This is a genomic window from Acidovorax sp. FG27 (genome assembly GCF_040365715.1).
In the GTDB taxonomy this organism is placed as follows: domain Bacteria; phylum Pseudomonadota; class Gammaproteobacteria; order Burkholderiales; family Burkholderiaceae_C; genus Paracidovorax.
Window position 1 is genome coordinate 286,116 of sequence record NZ_BAABVY010000009.1, and the last position, 20,641, is coordinate 306,756.

16 protein-coding genes and 1 tRNA gene are annotated in these 20,641 nt (G+C 66.4%); 8 read left to right on the top strand and 9 right to left on the bottom strand.

All coding sequences use genetic code 11. From position 1 onward, the window contains the following. Nucleotides 1–140: 140 nt before the first annotated feature. From ABWV53_RS08245 to ABWV53_RS08275, 7 genes are all read right to left on the bottom strand, one after another. The gene (locus ABWV53_RS08245) at nucleotides 141–1,265 is read right to left on the bottom strand and encodes a sulfate/molybdate ABC transporter ATP-binding protein (RefSeq protein WP_353364769.1); all 1,125 of its coding nucleotides are present in this window, start codon (nucleotides 1,263–1,265) and stop codon (nucleotides 141–143) included. Between the two features lie 19 nt (nucleotides 1,266–1,284). Continuing rightward, entirely contained in the window at nucleotides 1,285–2,190 is a 906-nt protein-coding gene (gene cysW, locus ABWV53_RS08250; protein ID WP_353364771.1) for a sulfate ABC transporter permease subunit CysW, read from the bottom strand. Next, complete coding sequence (cysT, locus tag ABWV53_RS08255) at nucleotides 2,187–3,074, bottom strand: sulfate ABC transporter permease subunit CysT (RefSeq protein WP_353364773.1); 888 nt, start codon at nucleotides 3,072–3,074, stop codon at nucleotides 2,187–2,189. The genes cysW and cysT overlap by 4 nt, the downstream gene beginning before the upstream one ends. Nucleotides 3,075–3,077: 3 nt before the next feature. Continuing rightward, complete coding sequence (locus tag ABWV53_RS08260; RefSeq protein ID WP_353364775.1) at nucleotides 3,078–4,088, bottom strand: sulfate ABC transporter substrate-binding protein; 1,011 nt, start codon at nucleotides 4,086–4,088, stop codon at nucleotides 3,078–3,080. A 125-nt stretch (nucleotides 4,089–4,213) separates the two neighbouring features. Next, entirely contained in the window at nucleotides 4,214–4,825 is a 612-nt protein-coding gene (locus ABWV53_RS08265; RefSeq protein ID WP_353364777.1) for an RBBP9/YdeN family alpha/beta hydrolase, read from the bottom strand. Nucleotides 4,826–5,050: 225 nt separating this feature from the next. Then, nucleotides 5,051–5,764: a hypothetical protein gene (locus tag ABWV53_RS08270; RefSeq protein WP_353364779.1), complete on the bottom strand. Its 714-nt coding sequence runs from the start codon at nucleotides 5,762–5,764 to the stop codon at nucleotides 5,051–5,053. Between the two features lie 223 nt (nucleotides 5,765–5,987). Continuing rightward, a complete protein-coding gene (locus ABWV53_RS08275) occupies nucleotides 5,988–6,941 on the bottom strand; it encodes a LysR family transcriptional regulator (protein WP_353364781.1) in 954 nt (317 codons plus the stop codon). Between the two features lie 170 nt (nucleotides 6,942–7,111). On the opposite strand from ABWV53_RS08275, the gene ABWV53_RS08280 reads away from it, so the two are divergent. After that, nucleotides 7,112–7,768 carry an FMN-dependent NADH-azoreductase gene (locus ABWV53_RS08280; RefSeq protein WP_353364783.1) on the top strand — a complete coding sequence of 219 codons (657 nt, stop codon included), beginning with the start codon at nucleotides 7,112–7,114 and terminating at the stop codon, nucleotides 7,766–7,768. 274 nt (nucleotides 7,769–8,042) lie between these two features. Here ABWV53_RS08280 and ABWV53_RS08285 read toward each other — a convergent pair whose 3' ends face one another. Continuing rightward, on the bottom strand, nucleotides 8,043–8,615 hold the full coding sequence (locus tag ABWV53_RS08285; protein ID WP_353364785.1) for an NADPH-dependent FMN reductase: 573 nt from the start codon (nucleotides 8,613–8,615) through the stop codon (nucleotides 8,043–8,045). Nucleotides 8,616–9,002: 387 nt separating this feature from the next. Further along, on the bottom strand, nucleotides 9,003–11,384 hold the full coding sequence (locus tag ABWV53_RS08290; protein WP_353364787.1) for an Orn/Lys/Arg family decarboxylase: 2,382 nt from the start codon (nucleotides 11,382–11,384) through the stop codon (nucleotides 9,003–9,005). A gap of 146 nt (nucleotides 11,385–11,530) precedes the next feature. On the opposite strand from ABWV53_RS08290, the gene ABWV53_RS08295 reads away from it, so the two are divergent. The 7 genes from ABWV53_RS08295 to treZ all read left to right on the top strand — a co-directional run bounded on the left by ABWV53_RS08295 (nucleotide 11,531) and on the right by treZ (nucleotide 20,633). Next, nucleotides 11,531–11,956: an NfeD family protein gene (locus ABWV53_RS08295; protein ID WP_353364789.1), complete on the top strand. Its 426-nt coding sequence runs from the start codon at nucleotides 11,531–11,533 to the stop codon at nucleotides 11,954–11,956. A gap of 86 nt (nucleotides 11,957–12,042) precedes the next feature. Beyond that, nucleotides 12,043–12,960, top strand: coding sequence for an SPFH domain-containing protein (locus tag ABWV53_RS08300; protein WP_353364791.1), 918 nt, complete (start codon nucleotides 12,043–12,045; stop codon nucleotides 12,958–12,960). An 82-nt stretch (nucleotides 12,961–13,042) separates the two neighbouring features. Next, a tRNA-Ser gene (locus tag ABWV53_RS08305) sits at nucleotides 13,043–13,132 on the top strand. Nucleotides 13,133–13,345: 213 nt separating this feature from the next. Beyond that, nucleotides 13,346–15,223: a 1,4-alpha-glucan branching protein GlgB gene (gene glgB / locus ABWV53_RS08310; protein WP_353364793.1), complete on the top strand. Its 1,878-nt coding sequence runs from the start codon at nucleotides 13,346–13,348 to the stop codon at nucleotides 15,221–15,223. Between the two features lie 18 nt (nucleotides 15,224–15,241). Continuing rightward, nucleotides 15,242–16,558 (top strand): glucose-1-phosphate adenylyltransferase, encoded by a 1,317-nt coding sequence (gene glgC / locus ABWV53_RS08315; protein ID WP_353364795.1) that lies wholly within the window; start codon nucleotides 15,242–15,244, stop codon nucleotides 16,556–16,558. Further along, nucleotides 16,555–18,783, top strand: a complete 2,229-nt coding sequence (gene glgX / locus ABWV53_RS08320) for a glycogen debranching protein GlgX (protein ID WP_353364797.1) — start codon at nucleotides 16,555–16,557, stop codon at nucleotides 18,781–18,783. Before glgC ends, glgX begins: the two co-directional genes overlap by 4 nt. Beyond that, nucleotides 18,780–20,633: a malto-oligosyltrehalose trehalohydrolase gene (gene treZ / locus ABWV53_RS08325; protein ID WP_353364799.1), complete on the top strand. Its 1,854-nt coding sequence runs from the start codon at nucleotides 18,780–18,782 to the stop codon at nucleotides 20,631–20,633. Before glgX ends, treZ begins: the two co-directional genes overlap by 4 nt. The last annotated feature ends 8 nt before the right edge of the window (nucleotides 20,634–20,641 follow it).

Below are 20,641 nucleotides of genomic sequence, written 5' to 3' on the forward strand. Positions count from 1 at the left end.
TGTTCTCCCTCATCCAGATTCATTGCCCACCGTGCCCCGTCCTGCGCGGACGGGGCGCGGCCCCATTCACCAAGGCATCCGTGGGTCCGGCCCGGCCGGTGGTCCACCAGGGAGGGGCGCGAAGCGGCTCGAGGGGGCCGTCAGATGCCTGCGGCCTGGTCCAGAAACACGCGAGCGCGGCGCGGCGTCACCACCAGCGTTTCACCTTCCCTGTACCCCATGTCGCGGAACTCGGTCGCAGGAATCTGCGCCTCGATCACCGACTCAGGGGCTGCATTGTCGGCTGGTTTGTCACCTTCGGTCGCAATTAGTTCCAGCCGCGCGATGGGGCCGACCACGATGGCGCGCTCCAGCCGGGCGACGATGCCCCGTGGGCGGCCGTCGGCGCCCGCGCCCTCGCCGGGCACGTGGCGGCGCACGTCCAGGTCGTGCGGGCGCACGTAGGCCGAGGCATTGGCGTTCTGCGCGCCGGCGTGTTCGGGCGAGTCGATCTGCACGCCCTCCACATGCACCTGGCCTTCGTGCGCGCGGCCCTTGAAGAGGTTCACGTCGCCAAGGAAGCCATAGACGAACGGGCTGGCCGGCTGGTCCCACACTTCCTGGGGCGAGCCGCTCTGCTCGATGCGGCCCTGGTTGATGACGACCACGCGGTCGGCCACCTCGAGCGCCTCTTCCTGGTCGTGCGTCACGAAGATCGAGGTGACGTGCAATTCGTCGTGCAGCCGGCGCAGCCAGCGGCGCAGCTCCTTGCGCACCTTGGCGTCGAGCGCGCCGAACGGCTCGTCGAGCAGCAGCACCTTGGGCTCCACGGCCAACGCGCGCGCCAGCGCGATGCGCTGGCGCTGCCCGCCCGAGAGCTGCGAGGGAAAGCGGTCGGCCAGCCAGTCGAGCTGCACCAGCTTGAGCAGGTCCGTGACCTTCTGCTTGATCTGCGCTTCGCTGGGCCGCTGGTCACGCGGCTTCACGCGCAGGCCGAAGGCCACGTTCTCGAACACGCTCATGTGCCTGAACAGCGCGTAGTGCTGGAACACGAAGCCCACGTTGCGCTCGCGCACGTGCACGTCGGTGGTGTCTTCGCCGCTGAAGTGGATGGTGCCCACGTCCGGCGTCTCCAGCCCGGCGATGATGCGCAGCAGCGTGGTCTTGCCGCAGCCCGAGGGACCGAGCAGCGCGATCAGTTCGCCCGACGCGATGTCGAGGCTGACGTCGCGCAGCGCCTGGAAGTCGCCGAACTGCTTGCTGATGTGACGGATTTCGATGCTCATGGAAAGGCTCGTTTGGTTGTCAGTGCGGCGTGGGCCGCTCGGGCGGCAGGTCGCGGGCGGCCCGCTGTTCGCGCTCGCTCTGCCACTCGGCAACGGATTTGATGACCAGGGTGACCAGCGCCAGCAGCGCCAGCAGCGAGGCCGCCGCGAAGGCCGCCGCCGACTGGTATTCGTTGTAGAGGATCTCCACGTGCAGCGGGATGGTGTTGGTCTGCCCCCTGATGTGGCCCGAGACCACCGACACCGCGCCGAATTCGCCCATGGCCCGCGCGTTGCAGAGGATCACGCCGTACAGCAGGCCCCACTTGATGTTGGGCAGCGTCACGTGCCAGAAGGTCTGCCAGCCGGTGGCGCCCAGCACGATGGCGGCCTGCTCTTCGTCGTTGCCCTGCGCCTGCATGAGCGGAATCAGTTCGCGCGCGATGAAGGGGAAGGTGACGAACACGGTCGCCAGCACGATGCCGGGCACGGCGAAGATGATCTTGATGTCGTGCGCCTGCAGCCAGGGGCCGAACCAGCCGTTGGCGCCGAAGACCAGCACGTACATCAGGCCGGCCACGACGGGCGACACCGAGAACGGCAGGTCCACCAGCGTGGTGAGGAACGCCTTGCCCTTGAACTCGTACTTGGCGATGGCCCAGGCCGCCGCCACGCCGAACACCAGGTTGAGCGGCACGGCGATCAAGGCCGTGATCAACGTGAGCTTGATGGCCGACCAGGCATCGGGGTCGCGCAGGCTGGCCAGGTAGGCGTCGATGCCCTTGGAGAAAGCCTCCACGAACACGGCCACCAATGGCAGCACCAGGAAGAGCAGCAGGAAGGCGAGCGCGATGGTGAGCAGCGTCCAGCGCACCCAGGGCGCCTCGGTGGTGCCGGCCTGCGCGCGGCGCCTGGAGGGGGGAGTGGTGGTGATGGGCGAACTCATGCCGGCGCTCCCGCGTGGCGGCGCTGCCAGGCCTGCAGCGCATTGATGACGAGCAGCAGCGCGAAGGAGATGACCAGCATCACCACCGCGACGGCGGTGGCGCCCGCGTAGTCGTACTGCTCCAGCTTGCCGATGATGATGAGCGGCGTGATCTCGGACACCATGGGCATGTTGCCCGCGATGAAGATCACCGAGCCGTACTCACCGATGGCGCGCGCGAAGGCCATGGCGAAGCCGGTCATCAGCGCGGGCGTGATGGAGGGCAGGATCACCTTCCAGAAGATCTGCAGGCGCGTGGCACCCAGGCTGGTCGCCGCTTCTTCCAGCTCCTTTTCGGAGTCTTCCAGCACTGGCTGCACCGTGCGCACCACGAAAGGCAGCCCGATGAAGATGAGCGCGATCACCACGCCGGCCGGCTTGAACGCGAGCTGGATGCCCATCGGCTCCAGGTAGCGCCCCAACCAGCCGTTGCCCGCCAGCAGCGCGGTGAGCGAGATACCGGCGACGGCCGTGGGCAGCGCGAACGGCAGGTCGACCAGGGCATCGACGATCTTCTTGCCAGGGAAGGTGTAGCGCACCAGCACCCAGGCGATCAGCAGGCCGAACACCAGGTTGACCAGCGCCGCGATCAGCGAGGCGCCGAAGGTCAGCCGGTACGACGCCAGCACGCGGGGCGCGGTGACGGCCGTCCAGAACTGGTCCCAGGTCAGGCTGAAGGTCTTGAACAACAGGGCCGACAGCGGGATCAGCACGATGATGCTGAGATAAAAGAGCGTGTAGCCCAGCGTGAGGCCGAAGCCGGGCAGCACGCGCCTGGCGCGGCGCGCGCGGCCGGGCGCCGGGCCGCCGGTGCCGGGCGGCACCGAGGTGGTCGCGGCGGACATGGCTTACTTGGCGCCGGGCGTGTAGAGCTTGTCGAACTGGCCGCCGTCGTTGAAGTGCACCTTCTGCGCATCTCCCAGCGAGCCGAAATACTTGGCGACGGTGAAGAGCTTGACCGGCTTGAAGAGGTCGGCGTGCTTCTTCAGCACGGCCTCGGAGCGCGGGCGCAGCGCATGCTTGGCGGCGATTTCCTGCCCTTCATCGGAGTAGAGGTAGTTCAGGTAGGCGCGGGCCAGGTCGCCCGAGCCCTTCTTGGCGACCGTGCGCTCGACCACGGCCACCGGGTTCTCGGCCACGATGCTGGTCGACGGATAGACCGCGTCGACCTTGCCCTTGCCGAATTCGCGCTCGATCGACAGCACCTCGGATTCGAACGTGATGAGCACGTCGCCGGTGTTGCGCTGCAGGAAGATGCTGGTCGCGTCGCGGCCGCCCTTGCCCAGCACCGGCACGTTCTTGTAGAGCTTGCCCACGAACTCGGCGGCCTGCGCATCGGTGCCGCCCTTTTCGCGCACCGCGCCCCAGGCGCCCAGGTAGGCATAACGGCCGTTGCCGCCGGTCTTGGGGTTTACCACTACGACCTGCACGCCGGGCTTGACCAGGTCGTCCCAGTCCTTGATGTTCTTGGGGTTGCCGTTGCGCACCAGGAACAGCATGGTCGAGGTGGTGGGCGATGCGTCGTTGGGAAACTTCTTGGCCCAGTCCTTGGCCACCACGCCGTTGGCCGCCAGGAAGTCAATGTCGGTGGTGGTGTTGAAGGTCACCACGTCGGCATCGAGCCCGTCGTTCACCGCACGGGCTTGGGCGCTGGAGCCGCCGTGCGCCTGATCGATCTTCACGTCCTTGCCCGTGGTCTTCTTGTAGTGCGCGACGAAGGCGGGGTTGTAGTCCTTGTAGAACTCCCGGGCCACGTCGTAGGACACGTTGAGCAGTGTCGAGGGCTGGGCGGCGGCCCATCCGCTGGCGGCCAGGGCGACGGCGGCGATGAGGGTCTTGAATGGAGTCTTCGTTGGCATGCTGGTTATGTCCACGTAGCTGAAAGTAACCTGCATTGTGGACAGCCGGCCTTCAAACACAAAAGACTATATTTTTGTTTATTTATCGAGAACGGGCATAAGGACCGCCCTTCGGCAGCCGGGCATCAGGCGGCCGAACGCAGCGGGACGGCGGTCTCTGCTGGCCAGCCCGCCCCGGGGGCCGCGCCCTGCTCGCCGGCCAGCGACTGCAGCAGCGCCCAGCCCAGTGGCCACTCCCCGTGGCCCGATTCGACGTTGATGTGGCCGGCGTTCTGGAGCCTGACGAATTCGCTGCCCCAGGCGCGGGCGTAGGCGCCCGCCAGCCGGACGGGGCAGTAAGGGTCGTTGCTGCTGGCGACCAGGATGCTGCGGTACGGCAGCGGGGCGTAGGGCACCGGCGCGAAATCGCTCAGCACGGCGCGCCGCTCCGGGTCTGCGGGCGCCACCAGCAACGCCCCCCGCACGCGGGCGGCGGCCGTGGCCCCGATGTGCGCTGTGGCGATGCAGCCGAGGCTGTGGGCCACGACGATCACCGGATGCGGCGCCGCCAGGATGGTGTTTTCGAGCGTGGTCACCCAGGCGTTGCGCGTCGGGGTGATCCAGTCGTCCTGCACGACGCGGATCGCCCCGGGCACCCGGTCGGCCCAGAGCGTCTGCCAGTGGCCGGCGCCTGAATCGCGCCAGCCGGGCACCACCACGACGGATGTGGCCTCGCCATGTGCGCAAGAGGGCGTCACCGTGGACACTCCCCGGGCTGCCAGCCAACGGACGGGGCACGGAAGGGATCGGACGGGTGGGAAAGCAGAGGCGTCGCAGCGGCCATGTCATCGCTCCAGGGTGTGCGGGTGTCGGCCATTCTGCGAGCCCACCTATAAAACCCAAACGAATATCTGGTTGTGAATTAATAGATAAAACATCTATCAATCACGCACCGCCTCCACCCAGCCGGCCTGCTCGGGCGTTCAGCGCCGCCCGTGCTGAAGGATGCGAAACAGTTGCTGCTGCGCCCCCCAGAGGGCCAGATAGGCGGCGACTTCGACCCACTCTTCCAGCACCGGCGCTGATTGCTGCCAGGCCGCCGATACGGGCAGCCCGAGGTGACCCTCGGCATAGGTACTCATCAGCGCGGCGCACAGGCCCAGCGCCACTTCAGCCCAGGGGAACCGGCCGGTCGACAGGTGCGGCCAGATGAGCCGGTCGGCCCGGTAGCGCAGCAAAAGGGCGACGACCCCCGCCGCCGCTGCACCGACCACCGGCGCCACCGCGAACTTGTACGCCAGCACGGAAGAGGAATAGATCGGCTCTCCTTCCTCGATATCCATCGGCGCGAGGAACGCAGCCCCCCAGGCCAGTTCGCGCCCGGCCAGCACCAGCCAGACGGGAACGAGGCACGCCGCGAGCACGATCGCAGGTCGCGCCCTACCCTCGCGGACCAGTCGCCGTGCGAACCACGCTGCCGCGGCCGCCCCGCCCAGCAGAAAGAGGACCTGTATGTTCTCGAGCCAGCTGTTCTCCCACCCGGCCGACGCAGGCAGCCGCGGTACCACCCCGTAGCCCGCCAGCAACCAGCCCGCGATGAGCACGAGCAGGGCCAGCCGAGAAGCAGGGAAGGAAGGGGCGAGCGCCGGCGACGATGAAGCGCGCGGGAAAAAGGTCATGAGGCTGGCTAAGCGCATGGGGCGACGGACGCTCAGGGCGGCGGTCGGTCTGCGAGGGATGAAAACCACAGAGTATTGCCGATAAAACCAATTCGTATAAGAAGCAGACACAGCGGTTCACGCACCCGAACTCGAAGCCGGGCGGCTGAGGCGATGGAGCGGGAGCGGAGTCAGCGCAGTCGAGGCGCTCATCAGCACGGCAGACAGGAGGCAGCCGCAGGGCAGACGGGTGGCAAGAGGCTCAGGCCGTCCGGTCCGCCACGCGATCTTCGGAGTGATCGCCGTGCAAGGGCATCGCCGCCCGGCCAGGCACCGCCTCCCCCAGAAAATCCAGCAGATGCCGCACCGCCGGCGACAGGCCGCGCCGCGATGGGAAGACCGCATACACCACGCTGCGGGGCGTGGACCAGTCCGGCAGCACGCGCTGCAGCCGCCCATCGGCAAGCTCGGCATGGCACAGGTAATCGGGCAGCCAGCAGACGCCGATGCCGGCCAGCGCCGCGAATTTGAGCGACACCAGATCGTCGGCCACGTAGCGCGGGCTGTGCTGGACGGTCTCCTCGCGGCCATCCGGGCTGATGAGCTGGAAGGTGGTGCGCCCGTCGGCGGCCGACATCGCCAGCGTGTCCAGCGCTGCCAGGTCCGCCAGCGTGACCGGCACCCCCTGCCGTCTGAGCTGCGCGGGGCTGGCCACCAGCACCTGGGTGCCCTCGTCCAGCCGCTTGACCACCATGCTGCCGCTGGCGTCCAGCGTCGTGCGCACGCGCAGGGCCACGTCCACGCCCTCTTCCACCAGGTTGACAACGCGGTTGGTGACCTGCATGTCCACCCGCACCAGCGGATGGCTCTGCAGGAACTGGGGAATCAATTCGCTCACCACGCTGTGCGCCAGGGTCACCGGGCAGGTGAGGCGCACCGTGCCGCGTGGTTCGGTCTGGACCTGGGCGACGGTGTCCGCCGCCGCCTGCGCGGAGTCGCGCATCGCCTGGCAGTGCCGCAGATAGGCCTCGCCGACATCGGTGAGCGACAGCTTGCGGGTGGTGCGGTGGAGCAGGCGCACGCCCAGGTGGGCCTCCAGATCGGACACCCGCCGCGACAGCCGCGACTTGGGCACACCCAGCGCCCGACCGGCGGCCGCGAAGCCGCCCCGCTCGACCACCTCGGCGAAGTACAGCATGTCGTTCAGGTCCTGCATGGCGTGCCCTTTCCGCACTGAAAGCGTTATTGCGTCGGCATTCAGGACAATCTATTGCAAATCGCGGCGCTTATCAAGCAATGGTGCCATTCATACAATCTATCCAACGCCGCGCCAACGCCGCACCCTCTGGCGCCCGCCCTTCCAACCCATCTTTCAGGAGATTCTTCATGCAACTGCTCCACATCGACTCCGCCATCACCGGCGATGCCTCCGTTTCCCGCCAGCTGACGGCCCGCACCGTGGCGGCCTGGGTCGCCGCCCGCCCGGGCACGGCCGTGCAGCATCTGGATCTGGTGGCGGATGCGCCCAACCACTTCACCATGGATTCCATGGCACCGCGCACCGGCCAGACCGAGGGCTTGAGCGAGACGCAGCAGCGCGAGAACGCCGTCTCCGAACGGCTGGTGAGCCAGTTCCTCGCGGCGGACGTGGTGGTGGTGGGCGCGCCCTTCTACAACTTCGGCATCCCTACCCAGCTCAAGGCCTGGATCGATCGCATCGCCCAGCCGGGCCGCACCTTCCGCTACACCGCGAACGGCCCCGAAGGTCTGGCCAAGGGCAAGACGGTGATCGTCGTGTCGTCGCGCGGCGGCGTATATTCGACCAGCGAAGGCGGCCGTGCCCTCGAGCACCAGGAAAGCTATCTGCAGACGGTGTTCGGCTTCTTCGGCATCACCGACGTGCGCTTCGTGCGTGCCGAGGGCGTGGCCATGGGCGGCGATGCCAGGAGCGCAGCGCTGGCCAGCGCCGAGCGGGACATCGAGCAGCATGTGCGAACGGGTGCCGCGGCCGCGGTGGCCGAGGTCGAGGTCGAAGCCGCCTGAGCGCAACCGCGCGCGGGTGTCCAGCCACGGCAGCGCCAGCGCATGCCGCCACACGGACGCACCGCGCCACCGTTACGCAGAAAAGAGCCGGCGATGCCGGCTCTTTCCACGTACAAATTCATATTGTTTTCAGGCCCCAGCGCTTGCTGCACCAGCGCCCACAGCTATCAATTCAGTAGCATCGAGGGCAAGAAGACCTGAAATGGACGGCAGTCAGGCTGCGAGCCAGCCAGCCCCGGTCGACGCCGGCTGAGCGCCGGCGTGCTGCCCCGCATCAGCCCGGCTTGTGGTCGCCCGGGTGGTTGTGGGTCTTGACCCAGGCGACGTACTTGTCCATCCACGACTGCAGGAACTTGCGGCTGCCTTCGCCGACGTTGCCGTCTTCATCGAAGAAGCCTTCCTTGTAGTGGATGAAGGCTTCGGGCTGGCCCAGCGTGGGCACGTCCAGGTAAGCCAGCACGTTGCGCAGATGCTGCTGCGCAACGGCGGTGCCGATCGCACCGATCGAAGCGCCGATCACGCCAGCCGGCTTGCCGCCCCACACGCTTTGCCCATAGGGGCGCGAGCCGTGGTCCAGCGCGTTCTTCAACACGCCCGGAATGGAGCGGTTGTATTCCGGCGAGACGAACAGCAGCCCCTGCGCCGCCGACACTTCCGACTTCAGGCGCATCACGGGCGCGGCCTGATGGCCATCGTCGTCCTGGTTGTAGAGGGGCAGATCGTCGATCCGCACGTCGGTGAACGAAAAGCCTTCGGGCGCCATGCGCGTGAGCGCGGTGGCCAGCTTGCGGTTGATGGAGTCCTTGCGCAGGCTGCCGACGACGACAGCGATCTGGTACTTGTCCATGGGTGTCCTTGGGGGTTGCAGATGGGGTGGAGAGCGGCAACCGTGTCGCCACCACGGATGATGATAAGCACCGGCCGCGTGACTTCCCGTCCGTCATCCCGTCTCGGTTGCTATTCTTTATATAGCATCAAACCCTTGCAGAGAAAGCGCTTGGCGCCAAAATGCATCTGCAGCCGACCTCTGCAGCTCACCTCGGCAGCGCGTCGGTCCCGGCCTGGTCCTACAGCGGCACCGCGTCCAAGGCCCCGTATGCGCACGAAAGCCCGGCACTGCGAACAGCCCGGGCTTTGGTGGGAGCAGTGGCAAGGCCACGCCCCGGCAGGTGCCGAAGAATGAACGAGCCGGAGGATGGAAGTCGTCCGGTCGACGGAGATCAGTGCACCATCATCAGATCTTGCGGCCGAATGGCCCGTCGCTGCCCACCTGCACGATTTCCTCCGCGTCGGGCGCGTCCTTCAGGCCGCCGCGGCGGCCGGGCTTGGGCTGCTCGGTGCGGGTCACGCAGTCGGCGTAGTAGCGCACCACGCCGTTCTCGTCCTCGATCTCCACCAGGCCGTGGATGTCGGTCTCGAAGCCCGGTGAGAGCTTGGAGAACTCCCGCGAGAACTTGAGGTAATCCACGATCTTCTTGTTGAACACCTCGCCCGGGATCAGCAGCGGAATGCCCGGCGGGTACGGAGTAATCAGGCTGGTGGTGATGCGCCCTTCCAGGTCGTCGATCTCCACCCGCTCGGTCTTGCGGTGCGCAATGTGCGCGAACGCGTCGCTGGGCTTCATCGCCGGCGTCAGGTCCGACAGGTACATCTCGGTCGTGAGGCGCGCGATGTCGTACTTGGCGTACAACTCGTGCACGTGCTGGCACAGGTCCTTCAGGCCCATGCGCTCGTAGCGCTTGTGCTGCTGGCAGAACTCCGGAAGGATGCGCCACATCGGCTGGTTCTTCTCGTAGTCGTCCTTGAACTGCTGCAGCGCGGTCAGCAGCGTGTTCCACCGGCCCTTGGTGATGCCGATGGTGAACATGATGAAGAAGCTGTAGAGGCCCGTCTTCTCGACCACCACGCCGTGCTCGGCCAGGTACTTCGTCACGATCGACGCCGGAATGCCGGTCTTGTCGAACTTGCCGTCCAGGTTCAGCCCGGGCGTGACGATGGTGGACTTGATCGGGTCCAGCATGTTGAAGCCGTCCGCCATCTGGCCGAAGCCGTGCCACTTGCTGGCGTTCTTCTTGCCCTTGCCGTCGCTGCGGATGATCCAGTCCTCGGCGCGGCCCAGGCCCTCGTCCACCAGCTTGTCCGGCCCCCAGACCTTGAACCACCAGTCGTCCTTGCCAAACTCTTCTTCCACCTTGCGCATGGCGCGGCGGAAGTCCAGCGCTTCGAGCAGGCTTTCTTCCACCAGCGCAGTGCCGCCCGGCGGCTCCATCATCGCCGCGGCCACGTCGCAGCTGGCGATGATGCTGTACTGCGGGCTGGTCGAGGTGTGCATCAGGTAGGCCTCGTTGAAGAGGGGCCTGTCGAGCTTCACGGTCTGCGAATCCTGCACCAGCACGTGGCTGGCCTGGCTGATGCCGGCCAGCAGCTTGTGGATGGACTGGGTCGCATACACCATCGAGTGCTTGGGCCGCGCGCGCTTCTTGCCCATGGCGTGGTAGCTGCCGTAGAAAGGGTGGAAGGCGGCGTGCGGCAGCCAGGCCTCGTCGAAGTGCAGGTTGTCCACGTAGCCGTCCATCATCGACTTGATGGTCTCGGTGTTGTAGAGCACGCCGTCGTAGGTGGACTGCGTGATGGTCAGCACGCGGGGCTTCACCGCCTTGGCATCGACTCCCTTGAGCAGCGGGTTGGCGCGGATCTTCGCCTCGATGGCGCCACGCTCGAACTCGGCCTGCGGAATCGGGCCGATGATGCCGAAGTGGTTGCGGGTCGGCTTCAGGAACACCGGGATCGCCCCGGTCATGATGATCGAGTGCAGGATGGACTTGTGGCAGTTGCGGTCCACCACCACCACGTCGCCGGGCGCCACCGTGTGGTGCCACACCATCTTGTTGGACGTGCTGGTGCCGTTGGTCACGAAGAAGCAGTGGTCGGCGTTGAAGATGCGCGCCGCGTTGCGCTCCGACTCGCCGATGGCGCCGTTGTGGTCCAGCAGCTGGCCGAGTTCCTCGACCGCGTTGCACACGTCGGCACGCAGCATGTTCTCGCCGAAGAACTGGTGGAACATCTGGCCCACGGGGCTTTTCAGGAAGGCCACGCCGCCGGAATGGCCCGGGCAGTGCCACGAGTAGGAGCCGTCTTCCGCGTAGTCCAGCAGCGCCTTGAAGAACGGCGGCTGCACGCCCTCCAGATAGCTCTTGGCCTCGCGGATGATGTGCTTGGCCACGAACTCCGGCGTGTCCTCGAACATGTGGATGAAGCCGTGCAGCTCGCGCAGGATGTCGTTGGGCAGGTGGCGCGAGGTCTTGGTCTCGCCGTGCACGTAGATCGGCACTTCGGTGTTCTTGCGGCGCACTTCGGCGATGAAGTTGCGCAGGCTCTGCACGATGGGATCGAGGTCGGAGCCGAGCGTGAACTCCTCGTCGTCGATCGAGAGAATGAAGGCGCTGGCGCGGCTTTGCTGCTGCGCGAACTGCGTCAGGTCGCCATAGCTCGTGACCCCCAGCACTTCGAAGCCTTCCGACTCGATGGCCTGCGCCAGTGCGCGGATGCCCAGTCCGGACGTATTTTCTGAACGGTAGTCCTCGTCGATGATGACGATGGGAAAGCGGAATTTCATGCGCTGCCTCCGGGGCGATCGGGCCAAAAAAACGAAATAGCCGCGCAGTGTAAGGAATAACAATGACGCGCTTTTGAACGTGCGGGCTTTTGTCCCACAATTTGCCCAGCCCGTCGCTGGGGCGATGGGATCACAAGGAGCGTGTCATGGAGGAATCGACCATCTGGTGGCTTTTGGCAGGAGGCGCCGTGGTGGCCGAGCTGCTGACCGGCACCTTCTACCTGCTGATGCTGGCCGTGGGCCTGGTCGCGGGCGCCATCGCCGCGCACGCGGGGGTGTCTACCTCGGCCCAGTTGCTGACCGCCGCCCTGGTGGGCACCGCGGGCGTGGGCGCCTGCCACGTCTTTCGCCGGCATCGCCCGGCGGGCCAGCCCGCCGCAAGCAACCGCGACGTGAATCTCGACATCGGGGAATCGGTGCAGGTCGATGCCTGGAACGTCGACGGCACGGCGCAGGTGCGCTACCGCGGCGCGCAGTGGACGGTCATGCTGCGCCCCGGCAATGCGCCCTCCCCCGGCATGCACCGCGTGGCGGAAGTCATCGGCAACCGCCTGCTCGTCGACCGCGCCTGACTTCGCTCGCAGCACGCGCCTCGGCATCGCGCAGCCCCACTGACAATCCCATCCGTCCGGCCGGACGTCCCTCACAGAAAGGTCTTATGGAAATCGCCATCGTCATCGTCGTCATCGCCGGCATCTTCATCGCGCGCTCGGTCAAGGTCGTGCCGCAACAGAACGCGTGGGTGAAAGAGCGGCTGGGCAAGTACGCCGGCACGTTGACGCCCGGGCTCAACTTCCTCGTGCCGTTCGTCGACCGGGTGGCCTACAAGCACAGCCTGAAGGAAATCCCGCTCGATGTGCCCAGCCAGGTCTGCATCACCCGGGACAACACGCAGCTGCAGGTGGACGGCATCCTGTACTTCCAGGTGACCGACCCCATGCGCGCCAGCTACGGATCGAGCAACTACATCATGGCAGTGACGCAACTCGCGCAGACCTCCTTGCGCAGCGTGATCGGCAAGCTGGAGCTGGACAAGACTTTCGAAGAGCGCGACATGATCAACGCCCAGGTGGTCGCCGCGATCGACGAAGCAGCGCTGAACTGGGGCGTGAAGGTGCTGCGCTACGAGATCAAGGACCTGACGCCACCCGCCGAAATCCTGCGCGCCATGCAGCAGCAGATCACCGCCGAGCGCGAGAAGCGTGCGCTCATCGCGGCCTCCGAAGGCCGCCGCCAGGAGCAGATCAACATCGCCACCGGCGAGCGCGAAGCCTTCATCGCCCGCTCCGAAGGTGAAAAGCAGGCGCTCATCAACAACGCGCAGGGCGAAGCCGCATCGCTGACCGCCGTTGCCGAAGCCACCGCCCTCGCCATTGAGCGCGTGGCCGCCGCCATCCGCCAGCCCGGCGGCGAGCAGGCCGTGCAGCTGAAGGTGGCGGAAAAGGCGGTCGAGGCGTTCAGCAAGGTCGCGGAAGACTCCAACACCACACTGATCGTGCCGAGCAACATGACCGAGGTGTCCGCGCTCATCGGCTCGGCCATGAAGATGATCCAGACCGCTCAGCGCACGCCCTGAGACCTGCAACGGCCAGCGAGAACGCCAAACTTGCCGAAGTTGCCCGAAGAGGCCCGAAACCACTGCTACAATCGCGGGCTTCGGAGAGGTGGATGAGCGGTTTAAGTCGCACGCCTGGAAAGCGTGTGTGGGCTAATCCCCACCGCGGGTTCGAATCCCGCCCTCTCCGCCACATGCAACCCCAAGTGAATCATTTTCACTTGGGGTTTTTTACTTTGGCGGCGCGCATCTGGCTCACCTGACCCGGCCGACGTACCGGCGTGGACGGATGGAAGCACTTCCCGCGATCACCGGCCCACAGCCACCGTAGTCCGGCACCTACGCGCCATGGCGACAAGCACTTGCACTGGCGTTGTGCAGTGCAACAGACGATGGTTTCCACACCATGCCGGATCACAGCCTCACCAAGCCCGAACCCTCGTCTCGCTTAGCGGATGTGGCCGAACACCTGCGCCAATATGAAACGTTGGGCGCGCACTGCTCTCCGACCGGCACGCACTTCGCTGTCTGGGCGCCCAATGCCACCCATGTAGAGGTGATCGGCTCGTTCAGCCGGTGGCAGCCGCGTGCGATGCAGCGAGCAGGAGATGGCTCGGGCCGCTGGACGACGCAGGTGGAAGGCGCGCTCCATGGCGACTTCTACAAGTACCGCGTCCATGGCTCGGACGGCCGCCATGTCGACAAGGCCGATCCGTATGCCACCCGCTCCGAGCTGGCACCCGGAACCGCTTCGCAGATCTGGCAGCTGGACTACGCCTGGAACGACGCGGACTGGATGCAGTCGCGGGCGCAGCGGCAGGGGCTGGCGGCGCCCATGTCGATCTATGAAGTCCACCTGGGATCGTGGCAGCGTGATGACGACGGACGGTTCTTGAATTACCGCGAGATCGGGCAGCGCCTGGCGGCCCATTGCGATGCGATGGGCTTCACGCACGTGGAGCTGATGCCGGTGGCCGAGCATCCGTTCTACGGCTCCTGGGGTTACCAGACGACCGGCTACTTCTCGCCCACCGCGCGCTATGGGGAGCCGCAGGACCTGATGCAGCTGGTGGACACCTTGCACCAGCATGGCATCGGTGTGATGGTGGATTGGGTCGCGTCGCATTTCCCGGCCGACGCGCATGGCCTGGCTCGGTTCGACGGCACGGCGCTCTATGAGCACGAGGACCCCCGGCAAGGCTTCCACCCGGAGTGGAACAGCCTGATCTTCAACTACGGCCGGTTCGAGGTGCGCGACTTTCTGATCGGCAACGCCCTGTTCTGGCTGGAGAAGTACCACTTCGATGCGATTCGCGTGGATGCGGTGTCGTCCATGCTGTACCTGGACTTTTCCCGCAAACCGGGTGAATGGATTCCGAACCAGGACGGCGGCAACCAGAACTGGGACGCCGTGCGCTTTCTGCAGGACCTGAACCGGACGGTTTACGCCGCTTTCCCCGACGTGCACGTGATCGCAGAAGAGTCGACCTCGTGGTCGGGCGTTTCTCGGCCCGTGCACCACGGTGGCCTAGGCTTCGGCATGAAGTGGAACATGGGCTGGATGAACGACACGCTGCGCTACATGCAGCGCCAGCCCATCCACCGAGGCTGGCATGGGGACGACATCCGCTTCTCCGCCGTCTACGCCTTCGACGAGAACTTCGTGCTGGCCCTCTCGCACGATGAAGTGGTGTACGGCAAGCACAGCCTGCTCATGCGCCAGCCCGGCGACGAATGGCAGCGCTTCGCCGGCCTGCGGACCCTGTACGGAATGATGTGGTCGCACCCTGGCAAGAAGCTGCTGTTCATGGGCGGCGAATTCGGCCAGGTCGAGGAATGGCACCACGAAAGAACACTGGACTGGCACCTCTGGGGCCAGTCCCGTCACGCGGGTTTGGCGCGGTGGGTGGCGGATCTGAACGCCCTGTACCGGCAATCGCCCGCGTTGCACGCGACCGACTTCGACCGCGATGGATTCCGCTGGGCAAACCTTTCCATGCCTGACCCGACGGTGCTCGCCTTCTTTCGCCAGTGCGACGACGAGGTGGTGCTGGCCATCCACAACCTCACGCCTCGCCCACTCCACGGCCAGCAGGTCCAGGTGCCATGCGCCGGACGCTGGCGCGAAGCGCTCAACAGCGACGCTGCCTGCTATGGCGGCAGCGGCGTCGGGAATGCCGGCGGGGTACAGGCCGTCGCCATGTCGAACGAGTCCTGGGCCGTCACCGTGACGCTGCCACCGCTTTCCACCCTTTTGTTCACCAACCTGCCCGCCCGGGCTTGACCTCACCGGAGTTTCCCCATGTCTCGCACACGCAATGTCCTCGCCATCGTGATGGCCGGAGGCGAAGGGTCCCGTCTCCACCCTCTGACAGCCGAACGCTGTAAGCCCGCGGTGCCGTTCAATGGCAAGCACCGCATCGTCGACTTCGTGCTGTCCAACCTGGTCAATTCCGAGATCTACTCGATCTACCTGCTGGTGCAGTACAAGTCGCAGTCTCTGATCGAGCACATTCGCCAGTCCTGGACGATGACGCGCTTCATCCCAGAGCACTTCGTGACCGTGGTGCCGCCGCAGATGCGCAATGGCCCGGAATGGTTCCAGGGCACGGCTGATTCGGTCTACCAGAACATCCACCTGATCGAATCGTTCCAGCCCGACATCGTGGCCGTGTTCGGCGCCGACCACATCTACCGCATGGACGTGCGGCAGATGGTCGATTTCCACATCGCCAACAACGCCCACGTGAGCGTCGCCACGCTGCCGGTGCCGCTGTCGCAGACGAACCAGTTCGGCATCGTGGACATCGATTCGAACCACCGCATCCGCGACTTCGTCGAAAAGCCCGCCACGACGGAGCCGATGCCCGGCAGCACCACGCATGCCCTGGCGTCGATGGGCAACTACCTCTTCAACGCCGACGTGCTGCTGGAAGAGCTGAAGAAGGCCCATGCGACCGGACACAGCGACTTCGGCCGCGACATCCTTCCCACCATGCTGAAGTCGCACAGGCTCATGGCCTATGACTTCACGACCAACGACATTCCCGGCACCGAGCCGTATGAGGAACATGCCTACTGGCGCGATGTGGGCACTATCGACGCCTATTTCGATGCTCATTTCGATACCCTCGGCGCGACGCCACGCTTTCGCATGACGAACCGCCAGTGGCCCATCTATGCCAGCCCCGACCAGGCGGAGTCGGCGCAGATCGAAGATGGCGTCATCCACCGCTCGGTGGTCGGCTCAGGCAGCATCGTGGACGGCGCCATGCTCGACCACGCGATGCTGCGCCGCTCCGTCTTGGTGGAGCGCAACGCCCGGCTGCAGCACTGCATCGTCATGGAGCGCTCGCGCATCGGCCACGGCGCCCAGATTCGCCGCGCCATCATCGACCAGGACAACGACATTCCACCCAACGAACGTATCGGCTTCGACCTCGAAGCGGATCGCGCCCGTTTCCCGGTCACTCCCAGCGGGATCGTGGTCGTGCCGCGCCTGTACTTCCCACCCAAGCGGGGCGCTGCCGTCGTGACCGGCAACGGCACCGAAGATGGCAAGTTGTCCATGGCACCGGCCGCCGCTGCCGTGAAATCCGTCGCGGAGCTGGCAGCATGAACACGGTGATGATGAGAGCAGACCTGAGCCCTTCCGCCGGCTCCGGCCCGGGCAAGAGCCCGCGCCGCCCGCGCACGGCGCGCTACACCGCAGAACGCGGACGCCCCTGGCCGCTGGGGGCGACCGCCGACCGCAACGGGGTCAACTTCGCGGTGTACTCCAGCATCGCCGACCGCATCGAGATCTGCCTCTACGGCGACGACGACCGCGAACTGCAGCGCATCGTGCTGCCGGCGTTGACGGACGACATCTGGCACGGCTTCGTGCCCGGCCTGAAGGCGGGGCAACGCTATGGCCTGCGCGTGCATGGCCCCTACGCGCCGGAAGCGGGCCAGCGCTGCAACCCCGCCAAGCTGCTGATGGACCCCTATGCCCGCGGGCTGGACCGGAAGGTGGTGGGCGCCATCGACCAGTTCGGCTACGCAGTCGGCCAGGACGAGGAAGATCTCGTCATCGGCGATGTGGACAACGGCGCCACCGCAGCCAAGTCGCTGGTGGTGCGTTCCCGCTTCGACTGGGGCGACGACCAGCCCCCCCGCGTTCCGCCGGAAGACACCGTGTTCTATGAAGTGCACGTCAAGGGCTTCACGCAGACGATGCCCGAAGTGCCTGAAGCGCTGCGGGGCACCTACGCAGGGCTGGCCTCGGCCCCGGCCATCGCCCACCTGAAGAAGGTGGGAGTGACCAGCGTGGAACTGCTGCCGGTGCAGGCGTTCATCGACGACCAGCGGCTGGTCGAGCTGGGCCTGGCCAATTACTGGGGCTACAACACCGTCGGATTCTTAGCGCCCGAGCCGCGCTATGCGGCCAATGGAGCGGATGGCGGGTTGGATGAATTCAAGGCGATGGTGAAGGCGCTGCACGCCGAAGGCATCGAAGTGATCCTCGACGTGGTCTACAACCACACGGGCGAGGGCAATCACCTCGGCCCCACGCTGAGCCTGAAGGGCATCGACAACGCCTCCTACTACCGACTGTCCGAGGACCCGCGATTCTGCGTGGACTACACCGGCACCGGCAACACGGTGGACACCAGCAGCCCCCCTGCCCTGCGGCTGGTGCTGGACAGCCTGCGCTACTGGGTGACGGAGATGCATGTCGACGGCTTCCGCTTCGACCTCGCCTCGGCGCTGGGCCGCGACACGGTAGGGGCCTATACCTGGCGCGCGCCGTTCTTCAACGCCATTGCGCAGGACCCGGTGCTCTCCCGCGTGAAGCTGATCGCCGAGCCCTGGGATCTCGGCCCGGATGGCTACCAGCTGGGCGGCTTTCCGACCGGCTGGATGGAATGGAACGGCCGCTACCGCGACGCCGTGCGCGACTATTGGGCCAACGCAGACGCCAGTCTGCCGGCGCTGGCGGCCTGCCTGTGCGGATCGGCCGACATGCTGGAGCCGCGCCGCCGCCGTCCCACGGCCAGCGTCAACTTGGTCACGGTGCACGACGGCTTCACGCTGGCCGACCTGGTCAGCTACAACGAGAAGCACAACGACGCCAATGGCGAGGGCGGCAATGACGGCGAGAACCACAACCGCGGCTGGAACTGCGGCGCCGAAGGCGACACCGACGATCCGGAGATCATCGCCCTGCGGGCGAGGCAGACCCGCAATTTCCTGACCACGCTGTTTCTCTCCCATGGCACACCGCTGCTGCTGGGCGGCGACGAAGTGGCCCGCACGCAAGGTGGCAACAACAACGGCTACTGCCAGGACTCCGCCCTGTCGTGGTACGACTGGGATCGGGCCAAGCAACCATTCGCGCAGGATCTGCAGGCCTTCACCGCCGCCCTGATCGCGCTGCGGCGCTCGCTGCCGGTCGTGCGGCTCAGCGAATGGCCGCACCACGGAGTGGGCGCACCCGCGCTGGTCACCATCGAGTGGCGCAGCGTGTGGGGCCTGGAGATGAGCCCGGAGGAATGGAACGATCCCGCCGTGCGTTGCGTGGCGGCGGTGATGGAAAGCCGGGTGGCGGAAGACGACTCCGTGATGATGCTGTTCAATGCGTCAGGCGACGAAGCCACCTTCACGCTGCCTGCGGAGCCTTCTGGCCGGTCGTGGCAGGTGCGGCTCGACACGCGTGATGGCCTCGTCACCGCCAAGGACGACACCGGTGCACCGCGCATCGACGCCGGTGGCCAGTACACGCTGCTGCCCCACTCGATGGCGGTGCTGACGGGCGCCTCGGTACTCACAGCGGGAACGGGCAGCACCCAGGAAGGTACATGACGTCGCGGCACGACATGCCGTTCGGTGAACGGCCTCTCGCTTCCGGCGAGAGGCTGTTTTCACTGTGGGCGCCAGCGGCACAGGCCGTATCGCTGCTGCATGGCCCGCCTGGCGATGCGGCGGCGATCGACCCAGCGCAAACGGCCGTCCCCGCCCAGCGCGCGGCCGACGGCTGGTGGCACGCCCGCCTGCCCTCCTGCGCGGTGGGAACGGCGTATCAGTGGCAGGTCGATGGGTCGCTCGCCGTGCCGGACCCTGCCTCCCGGCACAACCCGCAAGGGCCACACCGCCCCAGCCGCGTCACGGACCCGGACGGCCACGCATGGCGTACCGACTGGACGGGCCGTGCCTGGCACGAACTGGTGTTCTACGAGCTGCATGTGGGCAGCTTCACGCCCGAAGGCACCTACGCGGCCGCCGCACGGCACCTGCCGCGCCTGACCGCCCTCGGTTTCACGGCCATCGAACTGATGCCGCTCGCCACGTTCGCGGGCGACTGGGGCTGGGGCTACGACGGGGTGCTGCCCTATGCGCCGCACCCGGCCTACGGCTCGCCCGACGATCTCAAGCGTTTTGTGGACGATGCCCATGCCCTGGGGCTGTGCGTGTTTGTCGACGTGGTCTACAACCATTTCGGGCCGGACGGCAACTACCTCCATGCCTACGCCCCGGCGTTCTTTTCGACCGAGCATCACAGCCCCTGGGGCGCGGCCATCAATTTCGATCAGGCTGGCAGCGACGTCGTGCGGTCTTTCTTCACGCACAACGCGCTGTACTGGCTGGAAGAATTCCACATCGATGGCCTGCGGCTGGACGCGGTCCACGCCATCATCGATGACAGCAGCCCGCACATCCTGGAGCAGATCAGCGCGCAGGTGCGGGAGTGGGCGCACCGCGCCGGCCGCCATGTGCATTTGATGCTCGAGAACGACGGCAACCACGCCCATCGCCTCACCGACCAGCATGCGCCCGGGCGCTACGACGGCCAGTGGAACGACGACTTCCACCATGCCATGCATGTCGCGCTCACCGGTGAGACGCAGGGCTACTACGCCAAGTTCGGACCAGACCCGATCGCCCTGCTGGCCCGGGTGCTCACCCACGGCTTCGCATTTCCCGACACCGACTTGGACCACTCCGAACGCACCGATCCGGCGCCTCCGGTACCGCTGGCTGCGATGGTGAACTTCATGGGCAACCATGATCAGATCGGCAACCGTGCGATGGGCGAACGGCTGGCGCACTTGGTGCCTTCCGAGGCCGCCGAGGTTGCGCTGCTGCTGTCGCTGCTCACGCCCGCCACACCGATGGTATTCATGGGCGATGAATTCGATGCGTCCACGCCGTTCCTCTACTTCGCGCAGTGGGAAGGAGAGCTGCGCGACGCCGTGCGCGCCGGGCGCCAGAAGGAGTTCAGCCATGCCGTGCCCGAGGGGCAGGAATTGCCGGACCCTTGCGGGGTCAGCTCTCTGCATGCCAGCCAATTGCGTTGGGAAGAAGCCGGGCAGCCCCGGGGGGCGGGGCGCAGCGGCCTGCTTCAGCGCGCCCTGGCCGCACGCCGGGAGTGGTTGGTGCCGCTGGCACCCCGCCTGTCTGCCGCCGGCCACACCTCCGAGCGCGTGGCCGAGCGGGCGCTTCGAGTCCACTGGCGATATGCCGGGGGCTTGACGCTGCGCCTGGAGTTCAACTTGGGCGCGACCGCGGTCGACGCCCTGCCGCTTGCCTTGCCTGCCGGCTCGCAGAGCACTGAGATCTTCACGCTGCGCAGGACCGCCGAAGAGGGCATCTGGCCCGCTTGGTCCGCCCGATGGACCTTGATTTCGGCCGTCGATGGACGGCCCGCCGATTAGTCGATTCA